Here is a 17,673-nt window from a genome sequence, read left to right as displayed (position 1 = left end):
CAGTGGTGTTAACTCGTTGTTTTACTTATACCCGATCGTCAGGGGATCCGCCAACTGTGATAGCGTCTGCGGTTTTAAACGCTATATTCATGTCATGATTCACAGTTCTGTAAGCAAGAAGATTTATATACATTTTCTTTTGTGGCTTAGATCTTAAAAGGATGCCCCTGATGATTAAGTTTAGTGCAACGCTTCTGGCAACGCTGATTGCAGCCAGCGTCAATGCCGCGACCGTCGATCTGCGTATAATGGAAACCACTGATTTGCATAGCAATATGATGGATTTCGATTATTACAAAGATACACCGACTGAAAAATTCGGTCTGGTACGTACGGCAAGTCTTATCAACGCTGCGCGTGGAGAAGTCAAAAACAGCGTGCTGGTTGATAATGGCGATCTGATTCAGGGCAGCCCGCTCGGGGATTACATGGCGGCCAAAGGGCTGAAAGCGGGCGAAACTCACCCGGTATATAAGGCGCTGAATACCCTGGATTACGCGGTGGGTAACCTCGGCAACCATGAATTCAACTACGGCCTTGAGTATCTGCACAACGCGCTGGCAGGGGCGAAGTTCCCTTACGTTAATGCCAATATCATCGACGTTAAGACCAAAAAGCCGCTATTTACGCCTTATCTGATCAAAGACACTGAGGTTGTCGACAAAGAAGGGAACAAGCAGACGCTGAAGATTGGCTATATCGGTTTTGTGCCACCGCAGATTATGACCTGGGATAAAGCCAACCTCAGCGGTAAAGTGACGGTGAACGACATTACGGAAACTGCACGCAAATACGTTCCCGAAATGCGAGAAAAAGGTGCCGATGTCGTGGTGGTAGTTGCTCACTCCGGGCTTTCTGCCGACCCGTATCAAACCATGGCGGAAAACTCCGTTTATTACCTCAGTGAAGTCCCGGGCGTAGATGCCATTATGTTTGGTCACGCTCACGCCGTCTTCCCCGGTAAAGACTTTGCCAACATCAAAGGTGCAGATATCACAAAAGGTACGCTGAATGGGGTTCCGGCAGTGATGCCGGGCATGTGGGGCGATCATCTGGGGGTGGTGGATTTAGTGCTGAATAACGACAGCGGTAAATGGCAGGTCACCCAGGCGAAAGCCGAAGCACGTCCGATTTATGACGCGGCAGCGAAAAAATCACTGGCAGCAGAAGACAAAAAAATCGTTGAGATCCTGAAAGCCGATCACGACGCCACGCGTGAGTTTGTCAGCAAACCGATCGGTAAATCCGCCGACAATATGTACAGCTATCTGGCGCTGGTACAGGATGACCCGACCGTACAGGTGGTGAACAACGCGCAGAAAGCCTATGTGGAACACTTTATTCAGGGCGATCCGGATCTGGCAAAACTACCGGTACTTTCCGCCGCCGCGCCGTTTAAGGTCGGTGGACGCAAGAACGATCCGGCAAGCTTTGTCGAAGTCGAAAAAGGCCAGTTAACCTTCCGTAACGCCGCTGATTTGTATCTCTATCCCAACACTCTGGTGGTGGTGAAAGCCAGCGGTAAAGAGGTGAAAGAGTGGCTGGAATGTTCCGCCGGGCAGTTCAATCAGATTGATATCCACAGCAGCAAACCACAGTCGTTGATTAACTGGGACGGCTTCCGTACCTATAATTTCGACGTGATTGATGGCGTGAATTATCAGATTGATGTTTCACAACCCGCCCGCTACGACGGGGAATGTCAGACCATTAATCCGAAAGCGGAACGTATTAAAAATCTGACCTTTAACGGCAAACCAATCGATCCGAATGCTACCTTCCTCGTCGCGACCAACAACTACCGCGCCTACGGCGGTAAGTTTACCGGAACCGGCGACAACCACATCGCGTTTGCTTCTCCGGATGAAAACCGCTCGGTGCTGGCCGCGTGGATTGGTGCGGAGACGAAGCGTGCCGGTGAAATTCATCCGGCGGCAGATAACAACTGGCGTCTGGCGCCAATTCACAGCGATACGCCACTGGATATTCGCTTTGAAACATCACCGTCTGATAAAGCCGCGGCGTTTATTAAAGAGAAAGGCCAGTATCCGCTGAAAAAAGTCGCGACCGATGACATCGGTTTCGCCATTTACCAGCTGGATTTAAGTAAGTAATTTTCGTGCCGGATGCGACGCAATAGCGTCTTATCCGGCCTACGAGTCGAAGTAATCAGTAGGCCGGATAAGGCGTTAGCCGCCATCCGGCAATACTTTACGCCGCCCGCTCTTCCCGCTGCGCTAAAACCTGCGGCAAATTCAGTTCTATCCAGTCCGCCAGCGCGGCGACTTTATCGCTCACCTGCTCACCCAACTGCGTCAGGCTATACTCCACATGCGGCGGTACGACAGGATACGATACCCGGTTGATAAACCCGTCCTGCTCCAGCGCCTGCAGAGATTGCGCCAGCATCTTTTCACTGACCCCGCCCATCTTACGGCGCAAATCGCTGAAACGGTGCGTACCGTCGCGCAGCGCCACCAGAATCAATACACCCCATCGGCTGGTGACGTGTTTTAACACCTCGCGGGAGGGACACTGTTCGGCAAACAAGTTGCCATCGCGTAACTGCTGGGAGAGCGTCGAAGCTGTCATTTTCATACTAACCTTTTTGTACGTACTTACTAAAAGTAAGTTTAGATGTTAGCGTGATTAAACACAAGACCAATACCAAGGAGTCACCCCATGATCGCGATTACCGGCGCCACCGGCCAACTGGGCCAACACGTTATTGAATCTCTGCTGAAAACCGTTCCTGCCAGCCAGATTGTGGCAATCGTGCGTAATCCCGCTAAAGCGACGGCGCTTAGTCAGCAGGGCATTACCGTTCGTCAGGCGGATTACAGCGATGAAGCCGCCTTTACAACTGCCTTACAGGGTATCGACAAGCTACTGCTGATCTCCTCCAGCGAAGTGGGACAACGTGCCCCGCAGCATCGCAACGTGATTAACGCAGCGAAAGCCGCTCACGTGAAATTTATCGCCTACACCAGCCTGCTGCACGCTGACACCTCCCCGCTGGGGCTGGCTGATGAGCATGTGGCAACCGAGCAGATGCTGGCTGAATCCGGTATCGCCTACGCGCTACTGCGTAACGGCTGGTACACCGAAAACTATCTCGCCAGCGCACCGGCTGCTCTGGAACATGGCGTGTTTATCGGGGCTGCAGGTGAAGGCAAAATTGCCTCAGCGACCCGCGCCGACTATGCCGCTGCCGCCGCGCGTGTCATCAGTGAAGACGGTCACGCCGGTAAAACCTATGAGCTGGCGGGCGACGCAGGCTGGACCCTGAGCCAGTTGGCTGCCGAGCTGGCAAAACAGAGTGGTAAAAAAGTGGTGTATCAGAACCTGAGCGAAGCTGATTTTGCCGCCGCGCTAAAAGGTGTAGGTCTGCCTGCCGGACTGGCGGACATGCTGGCTGACTCAGACACTGGCGCCTCCAAAGGCGGTCTGTTCGACGACAGCCATACGCTAAGCAAACTGATTGGTCGCCCGACCACCTCGCTGGCTGACAGCGTCAAAGGCATCGTGTAAGTGTTAAAAATTAGTTAATTGTGGTGGCATCCCCGCGCATCCTCTCTGATAATGACAGGATGATGCGTGGGGAGAGAAAACGTGCAAGGTGTACCTGAGCAGTTTATTGATGAGAAAGACAGCGCCCGCTTTCGCCATCTGGCGCAGGTGCCGGGCGTAGAGCTGTATCATGCGCACATCTCACGTTACGCCTTTGAGCCGCACACACATGAAGCATTCGGCATTGGCGCGATAGAAGCCGGAGCCGAACGTTTTCGTTATCGCGGCACGCAGTACGTGGCCCCCGCCCATTCCGTCGTCACCATGAATCCCGATGAGCTGCACACCGGCGAGGCCGAAACCGCCGATGGCTGGCGCTATCGGATGATTTATCTTGAGCCCGATCTTCTGGAAGAGGTCACTGGGATCCGCCACTGGTGGTTTCATGACGTAACGCGTCACGATCCGCTGCGCTCGCGCCAGATCTGTTCGCTGATCCACGGCCTGTGGAACACGGAAGATCCGCTGGCGCAAAAAGGACTATTGCTCGATCTGATCGACACGTTCCAGCCGCTGGCCCGCCATGCACCGGTATTGCCGGAGGGGGCTCATCGCTTTGAACGAGTACGCGAGTATCTGCACGATAATTATATGCATCCGGTCACGCTCGACGAGCTGGCGCGGGTTGCATCGCTGAGTCCCTGGCATTTTCAGCGCCAGTTTAAATCTCATTTCCACGTCACGCCGCACCAGATGTTGATGGCGATCCGCCTGTGGCGAGCCAAAGGTTTTCTCACTTGCGGTATGCCCGCCGCAGAGGTCGCCGCCGCAACCGGCCTCACCGACCAGTCGCATCTCACCCGCGCGTTTACCCATCGCTACGGCATTACGCCAGTGCGTTATCAGAAACAAGTCGTCCGGCGTTGATCAGCAATCTCATACAATACGGCGGCATTTTTCCTGCCTACACTCGACGTATTGTTAAGCGATGTGGATATCAAAAATGATTAGCGGTGTGTTGTATGCCCTGCTGGCCGGGCTGATGTGGGGATTAATTTTTGTTGGACCGCTGATCGTACCGGAATACCCGGCGGTATTGCAGTCGATGGGGCGCTATCTGGCGCTGGGGCTGATCGCATTGCCGATTGCCTGGCTGGGACGTGTGCGCCTGCGTCAACTCGGGCGGAAAGACTGGGTAACTGCGCTGACGCTAACAATGATGGGGAATCTGATTTATTACGTTTGCCTGGCAAGCGCTATCCAGCGCACCGGCGCACCGGTCTCCACGATGATTATTGGTACATTGCCGGTGGTGATCCCGGTCTTCGCTAACCTGCTCTACAGCCAGCGTGACGGCAAATTATCATGGTGGCGTTTGTCGCCTGCGCTGGTGTTGATTGGTATAGGCCTGCTGTGCGTGAATATCTCGGAGCTGAATCAGGGACTCCCTGACTTTAGCGGCTGGCGATATGGCTCTGGAATCGCACTGGCGCTGATTTCGGTGGTGTGTTGGGCGTGGTATGCGCTGCGTAATGCCCGCTGGCTGCGCGAGAATCCGGATAAGCACCCGATGATGTGGGCGACGGCTCAGGCTCTGGTAACGCTGCCTGTTTCTCTGCTCGGCTATATTGCCGCCTGCCTGTGGCTGAACGGGCAAACGCCGGACTTCGCTCTGCCCTTCGGTCCGCGTCCAGCCGTGTTTATCGGCCTGATGATAGCCATTGCGGTATTGTGTTCTTGGGTTGGCGCACTGTGCTGGAACGTCGCCAGCCAGAAGCTGCCGACGGTGATCCTCGGCCCGTTGATTGTCTTCGAAACGCTGGCTGGCCTGCTGTACACCTTTATACTGCGCCAGGAATTTCCACCGTTGCTGACGGTAAGCGGTATTACGCTGCTGATGGTTGGGGTAGTGATAGCCGTCAGAGCCAAGCCGCAGAAACCCAGCGTCATGGTGGTTTCACAATCATAATGTGCCGGATGGTGCTCCGCTTATCCGGCCTACTGGATAATATCTTGTAGGCCGGAGCAGACGTTAAACTTTAAACACCGCCACCGTCTGGTTCAACCGTGCGGCCTGCTCTTCGAGCGCGGCTGCGGCGGAAGCGGATTCCTCCACCAGCGAGGCGTTTTGCTGCGTGACGCGATCCATCTCAGCCACCGCCTGACCGACCTGATCGATACCCCGGCTCTGTTCATCAGAGGCCGACGCAATTTCTCCCATAATATCGGTTACCTGGGTGACGGCACTGACAATTTCCGCCATCGTCTCACCCGCTTCATGCACCAGCGCCGTACCGGCATTGACCCGATTCCCTGAGTCATCAATCAACGCCTTAATTTCTTTTGCCGCCTGAGCGCTACGCTGCGCCAGCGTGCGCACCTCACCTGCGACTACAGCAAAGCCACGCCCCTGTTCGCCAGCGCGCGCCGCTTCTACCGCCGCGTTCAGCGCCAGGATGTTGGTTTGGAAAGCAATACCGTCGATAACAGTGGTAATTTGCGCGATTTTGCTGGAACTGGTGGCGATTTCATCCATCGTACGCACCACGCCATCAACCACGGTTCCGCCTTTCTGCGCCGTCTGTGAAGCATTTTTTGCCAGGCTGGTCGCCTGACGCGCGTTATCTGCGTTCTGTCTCACGGTTGCGGTAAGTTGTTCCATGCTGGCTGCGGTCTCCTCCAGAGAGGCGGCCTGCTGTTCGGTACGTGACGAGAGATCGTTACTGCCAGCGGCAATTTCACCCGCGCCGGTATAGATGGTGTCAGCCCCGTCACGCACCACGCTGACCGTGTTCGCCAGCGCCTGCTGCATGTCGCGGACGTTGCCTGCCAGCAGCGCCATTTCATTACTGCCATCGGCGTTGATGCGGTGAGTCAAATCACCTGCGGCAATATGGCGAATATGTCCCATCACCTCGTGGAGCGGCTTGAGCAGCACTCGCTGCATCGCCAGCCAACTGGCGATAATCACGGTGACGACAATCAACATCACCGCGGACAGCAGCCAGATTATCTTCTGGTAGTCACTCTCATTGTCCTGCACTCCGGCAGTGGCCAGCGCCGTTTGCGCGCTACGCCATTCCCGATAAACTTCCTGCATGGCCGTTTGCTTTTGCTCGGCATTCTGCTTGAACATCTCTTCCAGCTTTCCTTCAGCCAGCAGCGCGTTCATTTTTGCCAGCGTCGCAGAATAGATGCCGTACTGTTCTTCCAGTCGATCGGCCAGATGCTCATCCAGCCCCGGCGTTTCCGGTAGAGCGTAGTATTTATCGTAATGCTCTTTCGATTCGGCCAACAGGCGATTTGCCGTGTTCACCAGCTCCTTCAACTGACCGCCGTTAATCTCGCTAGCCATCGTTCCCTGTAAACGCAGCATGCCCCGGTTGAGCGTGACGCGAGCCTGGTTCAGGCTAATCCACGCATCGGTAAACTCGGCCACATTCTGGCTGGAAAGTTGAGACACGTTAAAGTTCTGCTTATCGTTATTGAGCGCGCCAATAAAGACGCCCGCGGAGATGAGCTGCATTGCGCCCAGGGCGAGTAACACGGTGATAAGTAAGGTTATCACTTTGATTCGTTTGAACATCTGTAGCCTTTTTATTATGCAGGTATTGTCTGAGGTCTAACTATCGGCAGCGGCGTGCGCTTATTTAATCCTGTCGAGCCGCTTTTTTCGCCGCCCCTCACCTTTCCAATAAGATTCAGCACCTTAACGAAATAAGAAATTTTCGTGACGTTCATCACAAAACACCCCACCCCGAAAGGGTTATATCCTTCGCCATAAGATGTATTTAAAATACATCTTATATTATTGAGAATGAGGTAACGGCAATGTCTTATCGCGATCAACCTTTAGGTGAACTGGCGCTCTCTATTCCTCGCGCTTCGGCCCTGTTTCGTAAATACGATATGGATTACTGCTGCGGCGGTAAACAAACGCTGGCACGCGCTGCCGCGCGTAAAGAGCTGGATTTAGACGTTATTGAGGCGCAGCTCGCGCAGCTGGCTGAACAGCCGCTGGAGAAAGACTGGCGTACCGTGGCTCTGGCTGAAATCATCGACCATATCATCGTGCGTTATCACGACAGACACCGCGAACAGCTGCCGGAGCTGATCCTGCAGGCCACAAAAGTTGAACGCGTTCACGCAGACAAACCGAACGTACCGCGCGGTCTGGCGAAAAACCTGACCATGCTGCATGAAGAGCTGTCCAGCCACATGATGAAAGAAGAGCAGATCCTGTTCCCGATGATCAAACAGGGCATGGGTAGCCAGGCGATGGGGCCAATCAGCGTGATGGAAAGCGAACATGACGATGCGGGTGAACTGGTGGAAGTGATCAAACACATCACCCACAACGTGACGCCGCCGCCAGAAGCCTGCACCACCTGGAAAGCCATGTATAACGGCATTAACGAAATGATCGATGACCTGATGGAACACATCAGCCTGGAAAACAATGTGTTGTTCCCGCGTGCCCTCGCAGGTGAATAAAAAAAGGCGCCCGAGAGCGCCTTCCTGAAGTCCGAATTCGGCCACTACTTATGTGGCCTTTTTTGTGTCCGATATGACAACGCTTAACGCATACCCGCCATACGTTTCTTACCGATAAACAACCAGCCCAGACCCAACGCGATGAACCACAGCGGCGTCACCATCAACGCCTGACGAGTATCATCTTCCAGCGTCAGCAGTACCAGTACGAAGACGAAGAACGCCATACATACCCAGCACATCAGCTTGCCTAACGGCATCTTGTAGATTGATTTTTCATGCAGGTGAGGACGTTGCTTGCGGTACACCAGGTACGAGCAAAGAATGATGGTCCAGACGAACATGAACAGAATCGCCGACACGGTGGTGATCATGGTAAACGCGCCAATCACGCTCGGGTTCACGTACAGCATCACCACGCCGCCCAACAGACAGATACAGGAGAAGGTTAACCCCTTCGCCGGAACTGCGCGTTTAGACAGCTTGGCAAATGCTTTCGGTGCAACGCCTTCCTGCGCCAGGCCGAACAGCATACGGCTGGTAGAGAACACGCCGCTGTTTGCGGAAGAGGCAGCTGAAGTAAGAACCACAAAGTTGATCAGGCTCGCCGCAGCTGGCAGACCAACCAGCACAAACAGTTCAACGAATGGGCTCTTGGTTGGTACTACCGAGCTCCACGGCGTTACGGACATAATCACGATCAGCGCGAACACGTAGAACATGATAATACGGATTGGAATCGAGTTAATGGCGCGCGGCAGAGATTTCTCAGGATCCTTGGTTTCCGCAGCGGTCGTTCCCACCAGCTCAATACCCACAAACGCGAACACCGCTATCTGGAAGCCGGCAAAGAAGCCGCTCAGACCTTTCGGGAACCAGCCACCGTCATTCCACAGATGCGTGAACGATGCCTGAACGCCGGTTGGCGACTGGAAGTGCGTCAGCACCATCACCAGACCGACGACAATCAGGCCGATGATGGCGACGATTTTGATCATCGCAAACCAGAACTCCATCTCACCGAACATTTTTACGGTGGCGAGGTTGAGGCTCAGCAGCAGCACAATCACCGCCAGCGAGGCGACCCAATCTGACAGTTCGGGGAACCAGAATTGCGCATACGCGGTAATCGCGACAACGTCTGCCATCCCAGTAACGACCCAGCAGAACCAGTAGGTCCAGCCGGTAAAATACCCGGCCCACGGCCCGAGCAGGTCGGAGGCGAAATCACTAAACGATTTGTACTCCAGATTCGAGAGCAGCAATTCACCCATTGCCCGCATCACGAAAAACAGCATAAAACCGATGATCATATATACAAAGATGATCGACGGTCCGGCGAGACTGATGGTTTTACCGGAGCCCATAAACAGGCCAGTACCGATTGCACCACCAATAGCAATAAGTTGAATATGACGGTTTGTGAGATTGCGCCGTAGCGACTGTTCAGACGACGCCTCTTCAGCGGTGTCGACTTTTACCTGATCTACCATGTTTTTTCTTCCTGTACCTGTCTGTGTTGTTCAGGCTCTACGGCCTTTAGTGTGTCTATGATACGACGATCCTGTTATCAGGACTCATCGATATTAGGTAAGAATTGGCGGGATGAATACTAAGATTTAGATATAATGTTAATTTAATGTTTAAAGTGAGTGTCATATCACTCTGATAGCGCGAATCAGCTCACAAAAATACACGCTGATGTGGCATTTGCAAGATAAAATATCGACAACGACGTAACTATAGCTTTTCACGCTATTTTTTTGCTCCCCCCGGCCTCGGGGGGAACAGAAGTCACTGCTTACAGGATCTCAAGCAGCTCAACGTCGAACACCAGCGTGCTGAACGGAGGAATGGACGCGCCAGCACCACGCTCGCCGTAAGCCAGTTCCTGAGGAATAGTCAGTTCCCATTTCGAACCTACCGGCATCAGGGTCAGTGCTTCAATCCAGCCAGGGATTACGCCGTTAACCGGGAATTCAGCCGGTTCGCCACGTGCGACAGAGCTGTCAAACACGGTACCGTCGATCAGTTTACCGGTATAATGCACGCGAACGCGGTCAGTACGCGCCGGAATAGCCCCTTCGCCCTGAGTCAGAACACGGAACTGCAAACCGGATTCAGTGCTGTTCACACCCTCTTTCTCACGGTTTTCTTCCAGATATTTGACGCCATCAGCCGCCATAGCCTGGAAGCGTTCGCGACGTACTGCATCAGCGCGCTCATGGATTTCACGCAGCGCGCGATGCACAACATCAACCGGCACTGCCGGGTGCTTACCTTCCAGCGCGTCAGCGATACCCGCTACCAGCGCTTCAGGCAACAGTCCTTCCAGTCCGGATTCGCTCAGCTGTTGTCCTACCTGCAAACCAATGCCGTAGCTTGCTTGCGCTTCGATAGTGTCAAAAGTCGGGTTAGCCATCATATTTCCTTTCATCGGATGTAAAGTAGCGGGCAGCATATCAGCCATGCCGCATCCGGTAAAACTTTGTCTCGGGAACAGATGACAAATCGCGAGGAAACATAAACAATAGGAATATCCCGCGTTGACGTCACGAAAGCGGGTAATATGACGAACATCATAGCGTTAGCCATCTATACTCTATGATCGAGGAACGAGACGCGGAGCAGGAGGAAAGCCATGCCCGGGCGCTTTGAATTAAAACCAACCCTGGCGAAAATCTGGCATGCACCGGACAATTTTCGCATTATGGATCCGCTACCGCCTATGCACCGCCGCGGCATTATTATTGCTGCTATCGTGCTGGTGATAGGTTTCCTGCTTCCTTCCAGTGACACCAGCGATGCCCCTGTGGTGACGCGTACTGCCCAGCTGGATTTACAGTCACAGTCGCAGCCACCAACCGAGACTCAGCTACAGGCACAGTTAGTCGCCCCGCAAAACGATCCCGGCCAGGTCGCTCCGGTTGCTCCAGAGCCAATTCAGGAAGGAGAACCTGATGCGCAGCCGCAGGCTCAGCAATCTCAGCCGCAGACGCAACCTTTCCAACAGGATAGCGGAATTGAGCAACAGTGGCGCTCTTATCGCGTAGACTCGGGCAAAACGCTGGCCCAGGTCTTCCGTGACCATAACCTCCCGCCAACCGATGTGTATGCAATGGCGCAGGTTGAAGGCGCGGGAAAACCGCTAAGCAACCTGAAAGACGGTCAGATGGTGCAGATCAGGCAGAATGCCAATGGCGTGGTGACGGGATTAACCATTGATACCGGGAATGGCCAGCAGGTTCTGTTCACCCGCCAGCCAAACGGCAGTTTTATTCGCGCCCGTTAAGCGACGCCATCAGGCATCAAGGTGAAGCGTCAGCGCTTCACCTTATTCACCCACCAGATCCCCGAACAGACCAGCACCAGCGCCAGTGCATATTTCCATTCGAGAATGTTTTCGCCGAGGAATATCGCCGACAGCAGCGCCCCCGAAACCGGGATCAGGAAGTTAAACGGCGCAATCATTCCCACACGATTATGCTTGAGCAGAATACTCCACAAGGCAAAGGCGACAGAAGAGAGTAACGTCAGGTAGCCCAGAATTGCCACCGAAGACGCACCGTGTACGGTCAGCGTGCCGCCAAAAGCGTAGCCACCGATAACCAACGCCAGACCGCCACCGCCCAACTGGTACCCTGTCATTACCGTCGGATCCACCGTCTGAGAAATACGTTTTCCATATAGCGTGGCAGCAGAAAGAATAAAGGCCGCCATCACTACTGAACCGTCTCCTAACAGGCTGAAACTAAAATCCATTCCGCTGCTAAAGTTCACTACCATCACCCCAGCAAAGCCGAGGATACAGCCCAGCGCTTTGTTGTAGCTCAATTTGTCATTATGGTAGATAAAATGGGCCAGCAGCACGCTGAAGAAGGTCCCGGTCGCATTCATGATGGACCCTTTCACCCCCGTGGTGAACGCCAGGCCGATATAGAAGAAGATGTATTGCAGCGAGGTTTGCGTCAGCCCCAACAGCGTGAGTTGGCCGTACTGACGCGGGCTTAACCGGCCAATCGGTTTTCGCTGTGCCAGCGCCAGCATTAGCAGCAATATTCCCGCAAACAGAAAGCGATATCCGGCAAAGACAATCTTTGAGGGAATGTCATCCGTGGCAATCTGGAAGATCTCATATCCGCTTTTGATCGCCGGATAGGCGCTCCCCCACAGCAGGCAGCAGAACGCCGCGCTCAGATAGACAACATTTTTACGCGCAAACAGAGGTTGGTGCGTTGGTTCCATTCCATCACCACTTTGAAATAATGTTTTATTTTTGTGATTATCCCGAAAAGGATAAAGAATAGCCAGAGAGAAAAGCGGGGGGAACAGAAAAGCAAAACGCCGGCACAGGGCCGGCGCTTTTACGCGGTCATCAGAATAAAAACTTATTCTGCAACTACGTTTACAGTCAGCTTAGCAAACACTTCGCTGTGAACCTGGAAGCTCACTTCGTGCTCACCAGTGGTACGCAGAACGCCGTTCGGCAGACGAACTTCGCTCTTAGCTACTTCAACGCCAGCTGCAGTTACAGCGTCAGCGATGTCGCGAGTACCGATGGAACCGAACAGTTTACCTTCGTCGCCAGCTTTAGACGCGATGGTTACGGTTTCCAATGCGTTGATTTTCTCAGCACGAGCTTCAGCAGCGGACAGAACGTCAGCCAGTTTAGCTTCCAGCTCAGCGCGACGCGCTTCGAAAAATTCAACGTTTTTCTTGGTAGCAGGAACAGCTTTACCCTGTGGTACCAGGAAGTTACGAGCATAGCCCGCTTTAACGTTAACCTGATCACCCAGGCTACCCAGGTTTGCTACTTTATCAAGCAGAATAACTTGCATTACCTTATCCTCTCAAAGTCGTATTAATGGACCGTGACCGATTACTGATGACGATCAGTGTACGGCAGCAGGGACAGGTAGCGAGCGCGTTTGATAGCGCGAGCCAGCTGACGCTGGTATTTTGCACGGGTACCGGTGATACGGCTTGGGACAATCTTACCGCTTTCGGTGATGTAGTTTTTCAGCGTAGCGATATCTTTATAGTCGATCTCTTGAACGCCTTCCGCGGTGAAACGGCAGAACTTGCGACGACGGAAATAACGTGCCATATGGCTAGTCTCCAGAATCTATCAATTCAATCTGCTCGGCATGCAGAACCATTTTGCTCAGGCCGTTCTTTGCCTTGTGGCAAGAGATGAACCCCTGAACGGTCACTGCGCTACCGACCGTTATACTGTGAGTAATGGCCTGGTTTTCGTGTCCGCTAATAATAACGGGCATTTGGCACCACGCCTGCCGGTGAAACCCGGCTTCCTCCTGCACAGAACGATGCTCAAGCACGAACTGGCAATGAGGAATTCCTGATGGACTGACCTTTCGAAGGGGAGCCCTGCACACGGTGCCGGACAACGCCAGACGGTTGGTCATCAGAAATTACTCTTCAGAATCCCCAGCTTCAGCATCATCTGCGGTTTCGTTAGCGAAATCATCGCGACGCTCACGGCGCTCGTCTTTCGCTTTAACCATCGGAGATGCTTCGGTAACAGCGTGTTTAGTACGCATAACCATGCTGCGGATAACGGCATCGTTGAAGCGGAAGGTAGTTTCCAGCTCATCGATCACTTCCTGCGGCGCTTCAACGTTCATCAGAACGTAGTGAGCTTTGTGCAGTTTGTTGATCGGGTAAGCCAGCTGACGGCGGCCCCAGTCTTCCAGACGGTGGATCGTGCCTTCTGCACCAGTGATGGCAGCAGTGTAGCGTTCGATCATACCCGGAACCTGTTCGCTCTGGTCAGGATGGACCATAAAAACGATTTCGTAATGACGCATCGAATTGCTCCTTACGGATTATTCAGCCTCCTGTCTGGGTCAGCCGAGGCCCATGGAGGCAAGGAACGTGTTAAAGGTCGGCTGAAAAATGACGCGTCATAATACTGGGGTCAGCAGTTAAACTCAAGGTGCTTGTACGATTATTTATCATGTCGCCATTAATACATATCCAGCAGCATTTTGACGCTGATACAAATAGAGACGATGACAATCATGGGTCGGATGACTTTCTTGCCGCGCGTCAGTACAACTGTCGCACCCAGACGTGCGCCAAGGGATTGTCCGGCAAACATCACCAGCCCCAGCGACCAGATCATTTTACCGCCGAAAATGAAGAACAGAATCGAGGCAATGTTCGACGCCAGGTTAATAAAATTCGAGTGGATTTGCGCTCTATCGATACTGTATCCCCACAACAGGATATAGCAGAGCGTATAAAAGGAGCCGGCCCCGGCACCGAGAAAACCATCATAAAACCCAATACCTCCCCCGCAGATCAACGAGAAGAGAAACAGGGATACCTGCTGCTTCCTTTTCGGTTCGCTAAGATTAGGCGCAGAAATAAAGTAGATAGCGACCGCGATAATCAGGATCGGCAGCAGTTTCTTCAACACGTCCGGTTCAATAAACTGGATAAGCGTTGTGCCCATCGCAGAACCGATAAAGGCAGATAAAAAGACATATTTGTGCTCCTGCACATTAATATGTCCCCGGCGTAAAAAGTAAATTCCGGAGGTTAGCGAGCTACCCAGTGCCTGAATTTTATTGGTTGCCAGCGCATTAGCCGGGGGTAAACCAGAAATTAAGAGAGCGCCAATAGAGAGAAAACCACCGCCGCCCGACACCACGTTAATAAAGCCAGCCACCAGCGCGACCATAAACATAATCACGAAATAGCTGAAATCCATGAATGAAGTATCCATAAGTTTTTGCCTAATTATCATAAAGTTATATTAATTATCTGGCTCACTATAAACGGCGTACTCACCCGATTAAATTGACTATTTGGTAAGAGCTTATGCGCGTAAGGCAGGTATTTTTAACCGTAGCGGAAGGCATCAGCTGATTGTTAATTAAAGAAAAGATGGCTTTGCGGTAATTTTTTGAACAACTGCATCAGAAATGGTCGCTATCGACTGCGCCGGCAGCGGTTAAAATTAAATCAGAAGTTATCCACTCACAGGAGAGAGCTAACCAGAGACCGCAGTCGAGGAGGTACATATGCGAGCCCGTGTTTTGACCCTTCTGGCTGTACTTTTGCTCAGTGCAAATGCAACGGCAGCCATCAAAATTGACAATCATCAGGCCAGGAATATGGATGATGTGCAGAGCTTAGGCGTTATTTACATAAATCATAACTTCGCCACTGAAAGTGAAGCCACTCAGGCCCTGAATGAAGAAACCGATGCGCAAGGCGCAACCTACTATCACGTGATCCTCACCAGGGAACCCGGTAGTAACGGAAATATGCACGCCAGTGCAGATATTTATCGCTAGCACCAGAAACAACCAACGAGAACATTGCCACAGTTTGACTTGCCCCCTTCACTGGGGGCTTTTTTTGCAAAACAATCCCGAAGCCAGGCCGATCTCATCCCCATGAAGAGTTGGCTCCGGAACGTTTTTTCTTACTTCTGGCCGTAATAGGCATTTGGGCCGTGCTTACGCATGAAGTGCTTATTCATCAGGTAACTGTCGATGGGGCTGAGCGCCGGATTAATGCCACGCGCAATCCATGCCATTTTTGCCACCTCTTCCATCACCACAGCGTTATGTACCGCGTCGTGAGCATCTTTGCCCCAGGCAAACGGGCCATGTTGGTACACCACTACGCCAGGCGTATGTAAAGGTTCCACCTCCCCGAGCGTTTCAATAATCACCCTACCGGTATTAAGTTCATACTCCTCCTGAACTTCAGCTTCAGTTAAAGCCCGGGTACAGGGAATATCGCCAAAGAAGTAGTCAGCATGCGTCGTGCCGAGCGCAGGAATTGCCAGACCTGCCTGCGCCCATGCCGTCGCGTGGGTTGAGTGGGTATGCACCACGCCGCCGAGAGAGGAATAACGGCGATACAGCGCCAGATGGGTGGCGGTATCGGAAGAAGGACGATAGCGTCCCTCCACCACATTACCGTGCAGATCCACAACCACCATGTCATCCACTGTCATTGTTTGGTAGTCGACGCCGCTGGGCTTAATCACCACCAGCCCGCGTTCGCGGTCGATGGCGCTGACGTTACCCCAGGTAAACGTCACCAGACCGTAGCGCGGCAGATCCATGTTGGCCTCAAAAACCTGCTGTTTACGTTTTTGCATTACACTGCCTCCACCAGGCCCGCGCTGGCCATACGCGCTTTCACCCAGTCGCGCGCCTTCGCCACTTCACGTGCCGGGTCGTCCGACGTTTCGCTCCACATCTCAATCAAGTATGGCCCGCAATACCCACTCTGTTTGAGCGTCGCAAAACAACGTTCAAAATCGACAACCCCTTCACCAAACGGCACATTTTTGAATACGCCAGGTTTGGTATCTTTCACGTGTACGGCAACTATATGGCCCATTCCCGCCTGCAGCTCCATCTGCACGTCGTTATCCCACGCCGATAAATTGCCAATATCGGGATACAGCTGGAACCACGGATTGTTGAGATAGTGGGCGTATCCCAGCGCCTTACTGATCGAATTCATCAGTGGATAATCCATGATTTCCATCGCCAGCGTCACCTGTGCACGGCTCGCCATCTCTACGCTCTCTTTCAGCCCATCGCGAAACCGACGACGCGTTTCGTTATTGGCCTGCTGGTAATAAACGTCGTAACCCGCCAGTTGAATAACGCGAATACCGATATCCTGCGCAAACTGAATGGCTTTACGCATAATCTCCAGCCCCTGTTCGCGTACCGCATCATCTTCACTACCAAGCGGAAAACGACGATGAGCGCTCAGGCACATGGACGGTACCCGTATCCCAGTGTCGGCGATAGCGGCCACCAGCGCCAGTCGCTGCTCGCGGTTCCAGTCAAGACGCGCCAGGCGAGCGTCGGTTTCATCAACCGACATTTCGACAAAGTCAAAGCCCAGTACCTTCGCCAGTTGCAAGCGTTCCAGCCAGCACTCCCCGCCGGGGAGTGCTTTTTCATAAATACCGAGCGGGACCTGTTTCGACAACATAGTCGCTCCTTATCCCCACAGTTGGGCGATAGAACGTTTGAACTGACGGGCAGCTTCCACCGGAGAGGCGGCATCGCGAATACTGCGGCCAGCAATAAAGACGTGAATCGGAATTCCCTGGAACAGCGGCAGATCTTCCAGCGCCAGACCGCCGGTGACGGTGACTTTAAAGCCCATCTCGGACAGACGCTTGATCGCGCTGATATCCGCTTCTCCCCACGCCACGCCCGCCGCCTGCGCATCACGACTGCGGTGATATACAACTTGCCCAATCCCTGCGTCACGCCACTCTTGCGCCTGCTCCCAGGTCCAGTAACCAGTCAGTTCAATCTGTACATCACCGTTAAATTCTTTCGCCACCTCCAGCGCACCCTTGGTGGTGTTGATATCGGCACAGCAGATGACGGTAACCCAGTCAGCGTTGGCTTCGAAACACATGCGGGAGAGGATTTTTCCCGCATCGGCAATTTTGGCGTCCGCCAGTACAATTTTATGTGGGTAAAGCGCTTTCAGATCGCGAACGGCGCGCACGCCCTCTGCCACACAAAGAATAGTGCCCACCTCAATGATATCGACCTCTTCGGCAATTAGACGCGTCGTTTCATACGCGGAAGACATTGATTGGTTATCCAGCGCAACCTGCAACATAGGTAATGACATTTTGGTATCCTT

At 53.1% G+C, this 17,673-nt stretch carries 20 protein-coding genes; 7 read left to right on the top strand and 13 right to left on the bottom strand.

Translation table 11 applies throughout. From position 1 onward, the window contains the following. The first annotated feature begins 170 nt into the window (after positions 1-170). Positions 171-2,114: a 2',3'-cyclic-nucleotide 2'-phosphodiesterase gene (gene cpdB, locus OGV71_RS18955; protein WP_204584202.1), complete on the top strand. Its 1,944-nt coding sequence runs from the start codon at positions 171-173 to the stop codon at positions 2,112-2,114. 97 nt (positions 2,115-2,211) lie between these two features. Here cpdB and OGV71_RS18950 read toward each other — a convergent pair whose 3' ends face one another. After that, positions 2,212-2,592: a winged helix-turn-helix transcriptional regulator gene (locus tag OGV71_RS18950; RefSeq protein ID WP_003839526.1), complete on the bottom strand. Its 381-nt coding sequence runs from the start codon at positions 2,590-2,592 to the stop codon at positions 2,212-2,214. 90 nt (positions 2,593-2,682) lie between these two features. On the opposite strand from OGV71_RS18950, the gene OGV71_RS18945 reads away from it, so the two are divergent. From OGV71_RS18945 to OGV71_RS18935, 3 genes are all read left to right on the top strand, one after another. Beyond that, on the top strand, positions 2,683-3,531 hold the full coding sequence (locus OGV71_RS18945; RefSeq protein ID WP_003839523.1) for an SDR family oxidoreductase: 849 nt from the start codon (positions 2,683-2,685) through the stop codon (positions 3,529-3,531). Between the two features lie 81 nt (positions 3,532-3,612). Continuing rightward, positions 3,613-4,437, top strand: a complete 825-nt coding sequence (locus tag OGV71_RS18940; protein WP_003025695.1) for an AraC family transcriptional regulator — start codon at positions 3,613-3,615, stop codon at positions 4,435-4,437. A 76-nt stretch (positions 4,438-4,513) separates the two neighbouring features. Then, positions 4,514-5,479 (top strand): DMT family transporter, encoded by a 966-nt coding sequence (locus tag OGV71_RS18935; protein ID WP_003025693.1) that lies wholly within the window; start codon positions 4,514-4,516, stop codon positions 5,477-5,479. A gap of 63 nt (positions 5,480-5,542) precedes the next feature. Here OGV71_RS18935 and OGV71_RS18930 read toward each other — a convergent pair whose 3' ends face one another. Beyond that, complete coding sequence (locus OGV71_RS18930; protein WP_003844953.1) at positions 5,543-7,096, bottom strand: methyl-accepting chemotaxis protein; 1,554 nt, start codon at positions 7,094-7,096, stop codon at positions 5,543-5,545. A gap of 245 nt (positions 7,097-7,341) precedes the next feature. Here OGV71_RS18930 and ytfE point away from each other — a divergent pair, with 245 nt between their 5' ends. Beyond that, positions 7,342-8,004: an iron-sulfur cluster repair protein YtfE gene (gene ytfE, locus OGV71_RS18925; RefSeq protein WP_003025690.1), complete on the top strand. Its 663-nt coding sequence runs from the start codon at positions 7,342-7,344 to the stop codon at positions 8,002-8,004. Between the two features lie 83 nt (positions 8,005-8,087). Here the strand turns inward: ytfE and cycA are convergent, their stop codons facing one another. Together cycA and bamJ are read right to left on the bottom strand one after the other, a co-directional pair. Beyond that, on the bottom strand, positions 8,088-9,497 hold the full coding sequence (gene cycA, locus OGV71_RS18920; protein ID WP_003025688.1) for a D-serine/D-alanine/glycine transporter: 1,410 nt from the start codon (positions 9,495-9,497) through the stop codon (positions 8,088-8,090). A gap of 308 nt (positions 9,498-9,805) precedes the next feature. Then, a complete protein-coding gene (gene bamJ, locus OGV71_RS18915; RefSeq protein WP_003025685.1) occupies positions 9,806-10,426 on the bottom strand; it encodes a BamJ family beta-barrel-assembly machinery protein in 621 nt (206 codons plus the stop codon). Between the two features lie 219 nt (positions 10,427-10,645). Between bamJ and OGV71_RS18910 the strand changes: the two genes are divergently transcribed. Beyond that, a complete protein-coding gene (locus OGV71_RS18910; protein WP_204584204.1) occupies positions 10,646-11,296 on the top strand; it encodes a LysM-like peptidoglycan-binding domain-containing protein in 651 nt (216 codons plus the stop codon). Between the two features lie 29 nt (positions 11,297-11,325). On the opposite strand, the gene OGV71_RS18905 is transcribed toward OGV71_RS18910, so the two are convergent. From OGV71_RS18905 to OGV71_RS18880, 6 genes are all read right to left on the bottom strand, one after another. Beyond that, complete coding sequence (locus tag OGV71_RS18905; RefSeq protein ID WP_003839516.1) at positions 11,326-12,249, bottom strand: DMT family transporter; 924 nt, start codon at positions 12,247-12,249, stop codon at positions 11,326-11,328. A 143-nt stretch (positions 12,250-12,392) separates the two neighbouring features. Continuing rightward, positions 12,393-12,842, bottom strand: coding sequence for a 50S ribosomal protein L9 (gene rplI, locus OGV71_RS18900; protein ID WP_003025676.1), 450 nt, complete (start codon positions 12,840-12,842; stop codon positions 12,393-12,395). 41 nt (positions 12,843-12,883) lie between these two features. Beyond that, the gene (gene rpsR / locus OGV71_RS18895) at positions 12,884-13,111 is read right to left on the bottom strand and encodes a 30S ribosomal protein S18 (RefSeq protein WP_000135199.1); all 228 of its coding nucleotides are present in this window, start codon (positions 13,109-13,111) and stop codon (positions 12,884-12,886) included. A 4-nt stretch (positions 13,112-13,115) separates the two neighbouring features. Further along, positions 13,116-13,430, bottom strand: coding sequence for a primosomal replication protein N (gene priB, locus OGV71_RS18890; RefSeq protein ID WP_003025674.1), 315 nt, complete (start codon positions 13,428-13,430; stop codon positions 13,116-13,118). 6 nt (positions 13,431-13,436) lie between these two features. Next, positions 13,437-13,832: a 30S ribosomal protein S6 gene (gene rpsF / locus OGV71_RS18885; RefSeq protein WP_003025672.1), complete on the bottom strand. Its 396-nt coding sequence runs from the start codon at positions 13,830-13,832 to the stop codon at positions 13,437-13,439. Between the two features lie 158 nt (positions 13,833-13,990). Further along, the gene (locus OGV71_RS18880) at positions 13,991-14,755 is read right to left on the bottom strand and encodes a TSUP family transporter (RefSeq protein WP_204584206.1); all 765 of its coding nucleotides are present in this window, start codon (positions 14,753-14,755) and stop codon (positions 13,991-13,993) included. Between the two features lie 298 nt (positions 14,756-15,053). Between OGV71_RS18880 and yjfY the strand changes: the two genes are divergently transcribed. Then, positions 15,054-15,329: a DUF1471 family protein YjfY gene (yjfY, locus tag OGV71_RS18875; protein WP_003025668.1), complete on the top strand. Its 276-nt coding sequence runs from the start codon at positions 15,054-15,056 to the stop codon at positions 15,327-15,329. A gap of 131 nt (positions 15,330-15,460) precedes the next feature. On the opposite strand, the gene OGV71_RS18870 is transcribed toward yjfY, so the two are convergent. The 3 genes from OGV71_RS18870 to ulaD are packed head-to-tail and all read right to left on the bottom strand — an operon-like array spanning position 15,461 to position 17,661. Then, complete coding sequence (locus OGV71_RS18870; protein WP_003839510.1) at positions 15,461-16,147, bottom strand: L-ribulose-5-phosphate 4-epimerase; 687 nt, start codon at positions 16,145-16,147, stop codon at positions 15,461-15,463. Next, positions 16,147-17,001 (bottom strand): L-ribulose-5-phosphate 3-epimerase, encoded by an 855-nt coding sequence (locus OGV71_RS18865; RefSeq protein ID WP_204584208.1) that lies wholly within the window; start codon positions 16,999-17,001, stop codon positions 16,147-16,149. The genes OGV71_RS18870 and OGV71_RS18865 overlap by 1 nt, the downstream gene beginning before the upstream one ends. 9 nt (positions 17,002-17,010) lie before the next feature. Beyond that, on the bottom strand, positions 17,011-17,661 hold the full coding sequence (gene ulaD / locus OGV71_RS18860) for a 3-keto-L-gulonate-6-phosphate decarboxylase UlaD (protein ID WP_003025660.1): 651 nt from the start codon (positions 17,659-17,661) through the stop codon (positions 17,011-17,013). Positions 17,662-17,673 lie beyond the last annotated feature (12 nt).

This window comes from Citrobacter sp. Cf088, from assembly GCF_030334295.1.
GTDB classification, from domain to species: domain Bacteria; phylum Pseudomonadota; class Gammaproteobacteria; order Enterobacterales; family Enterobacteriaceae; genus Citrobacter; species Citrobacter freundii.
The sequence above is the reverse complement of the archived record's forward strand: the minus strand, read 5'-3'. Positions and strand labels throughout refer to the sequence as shown.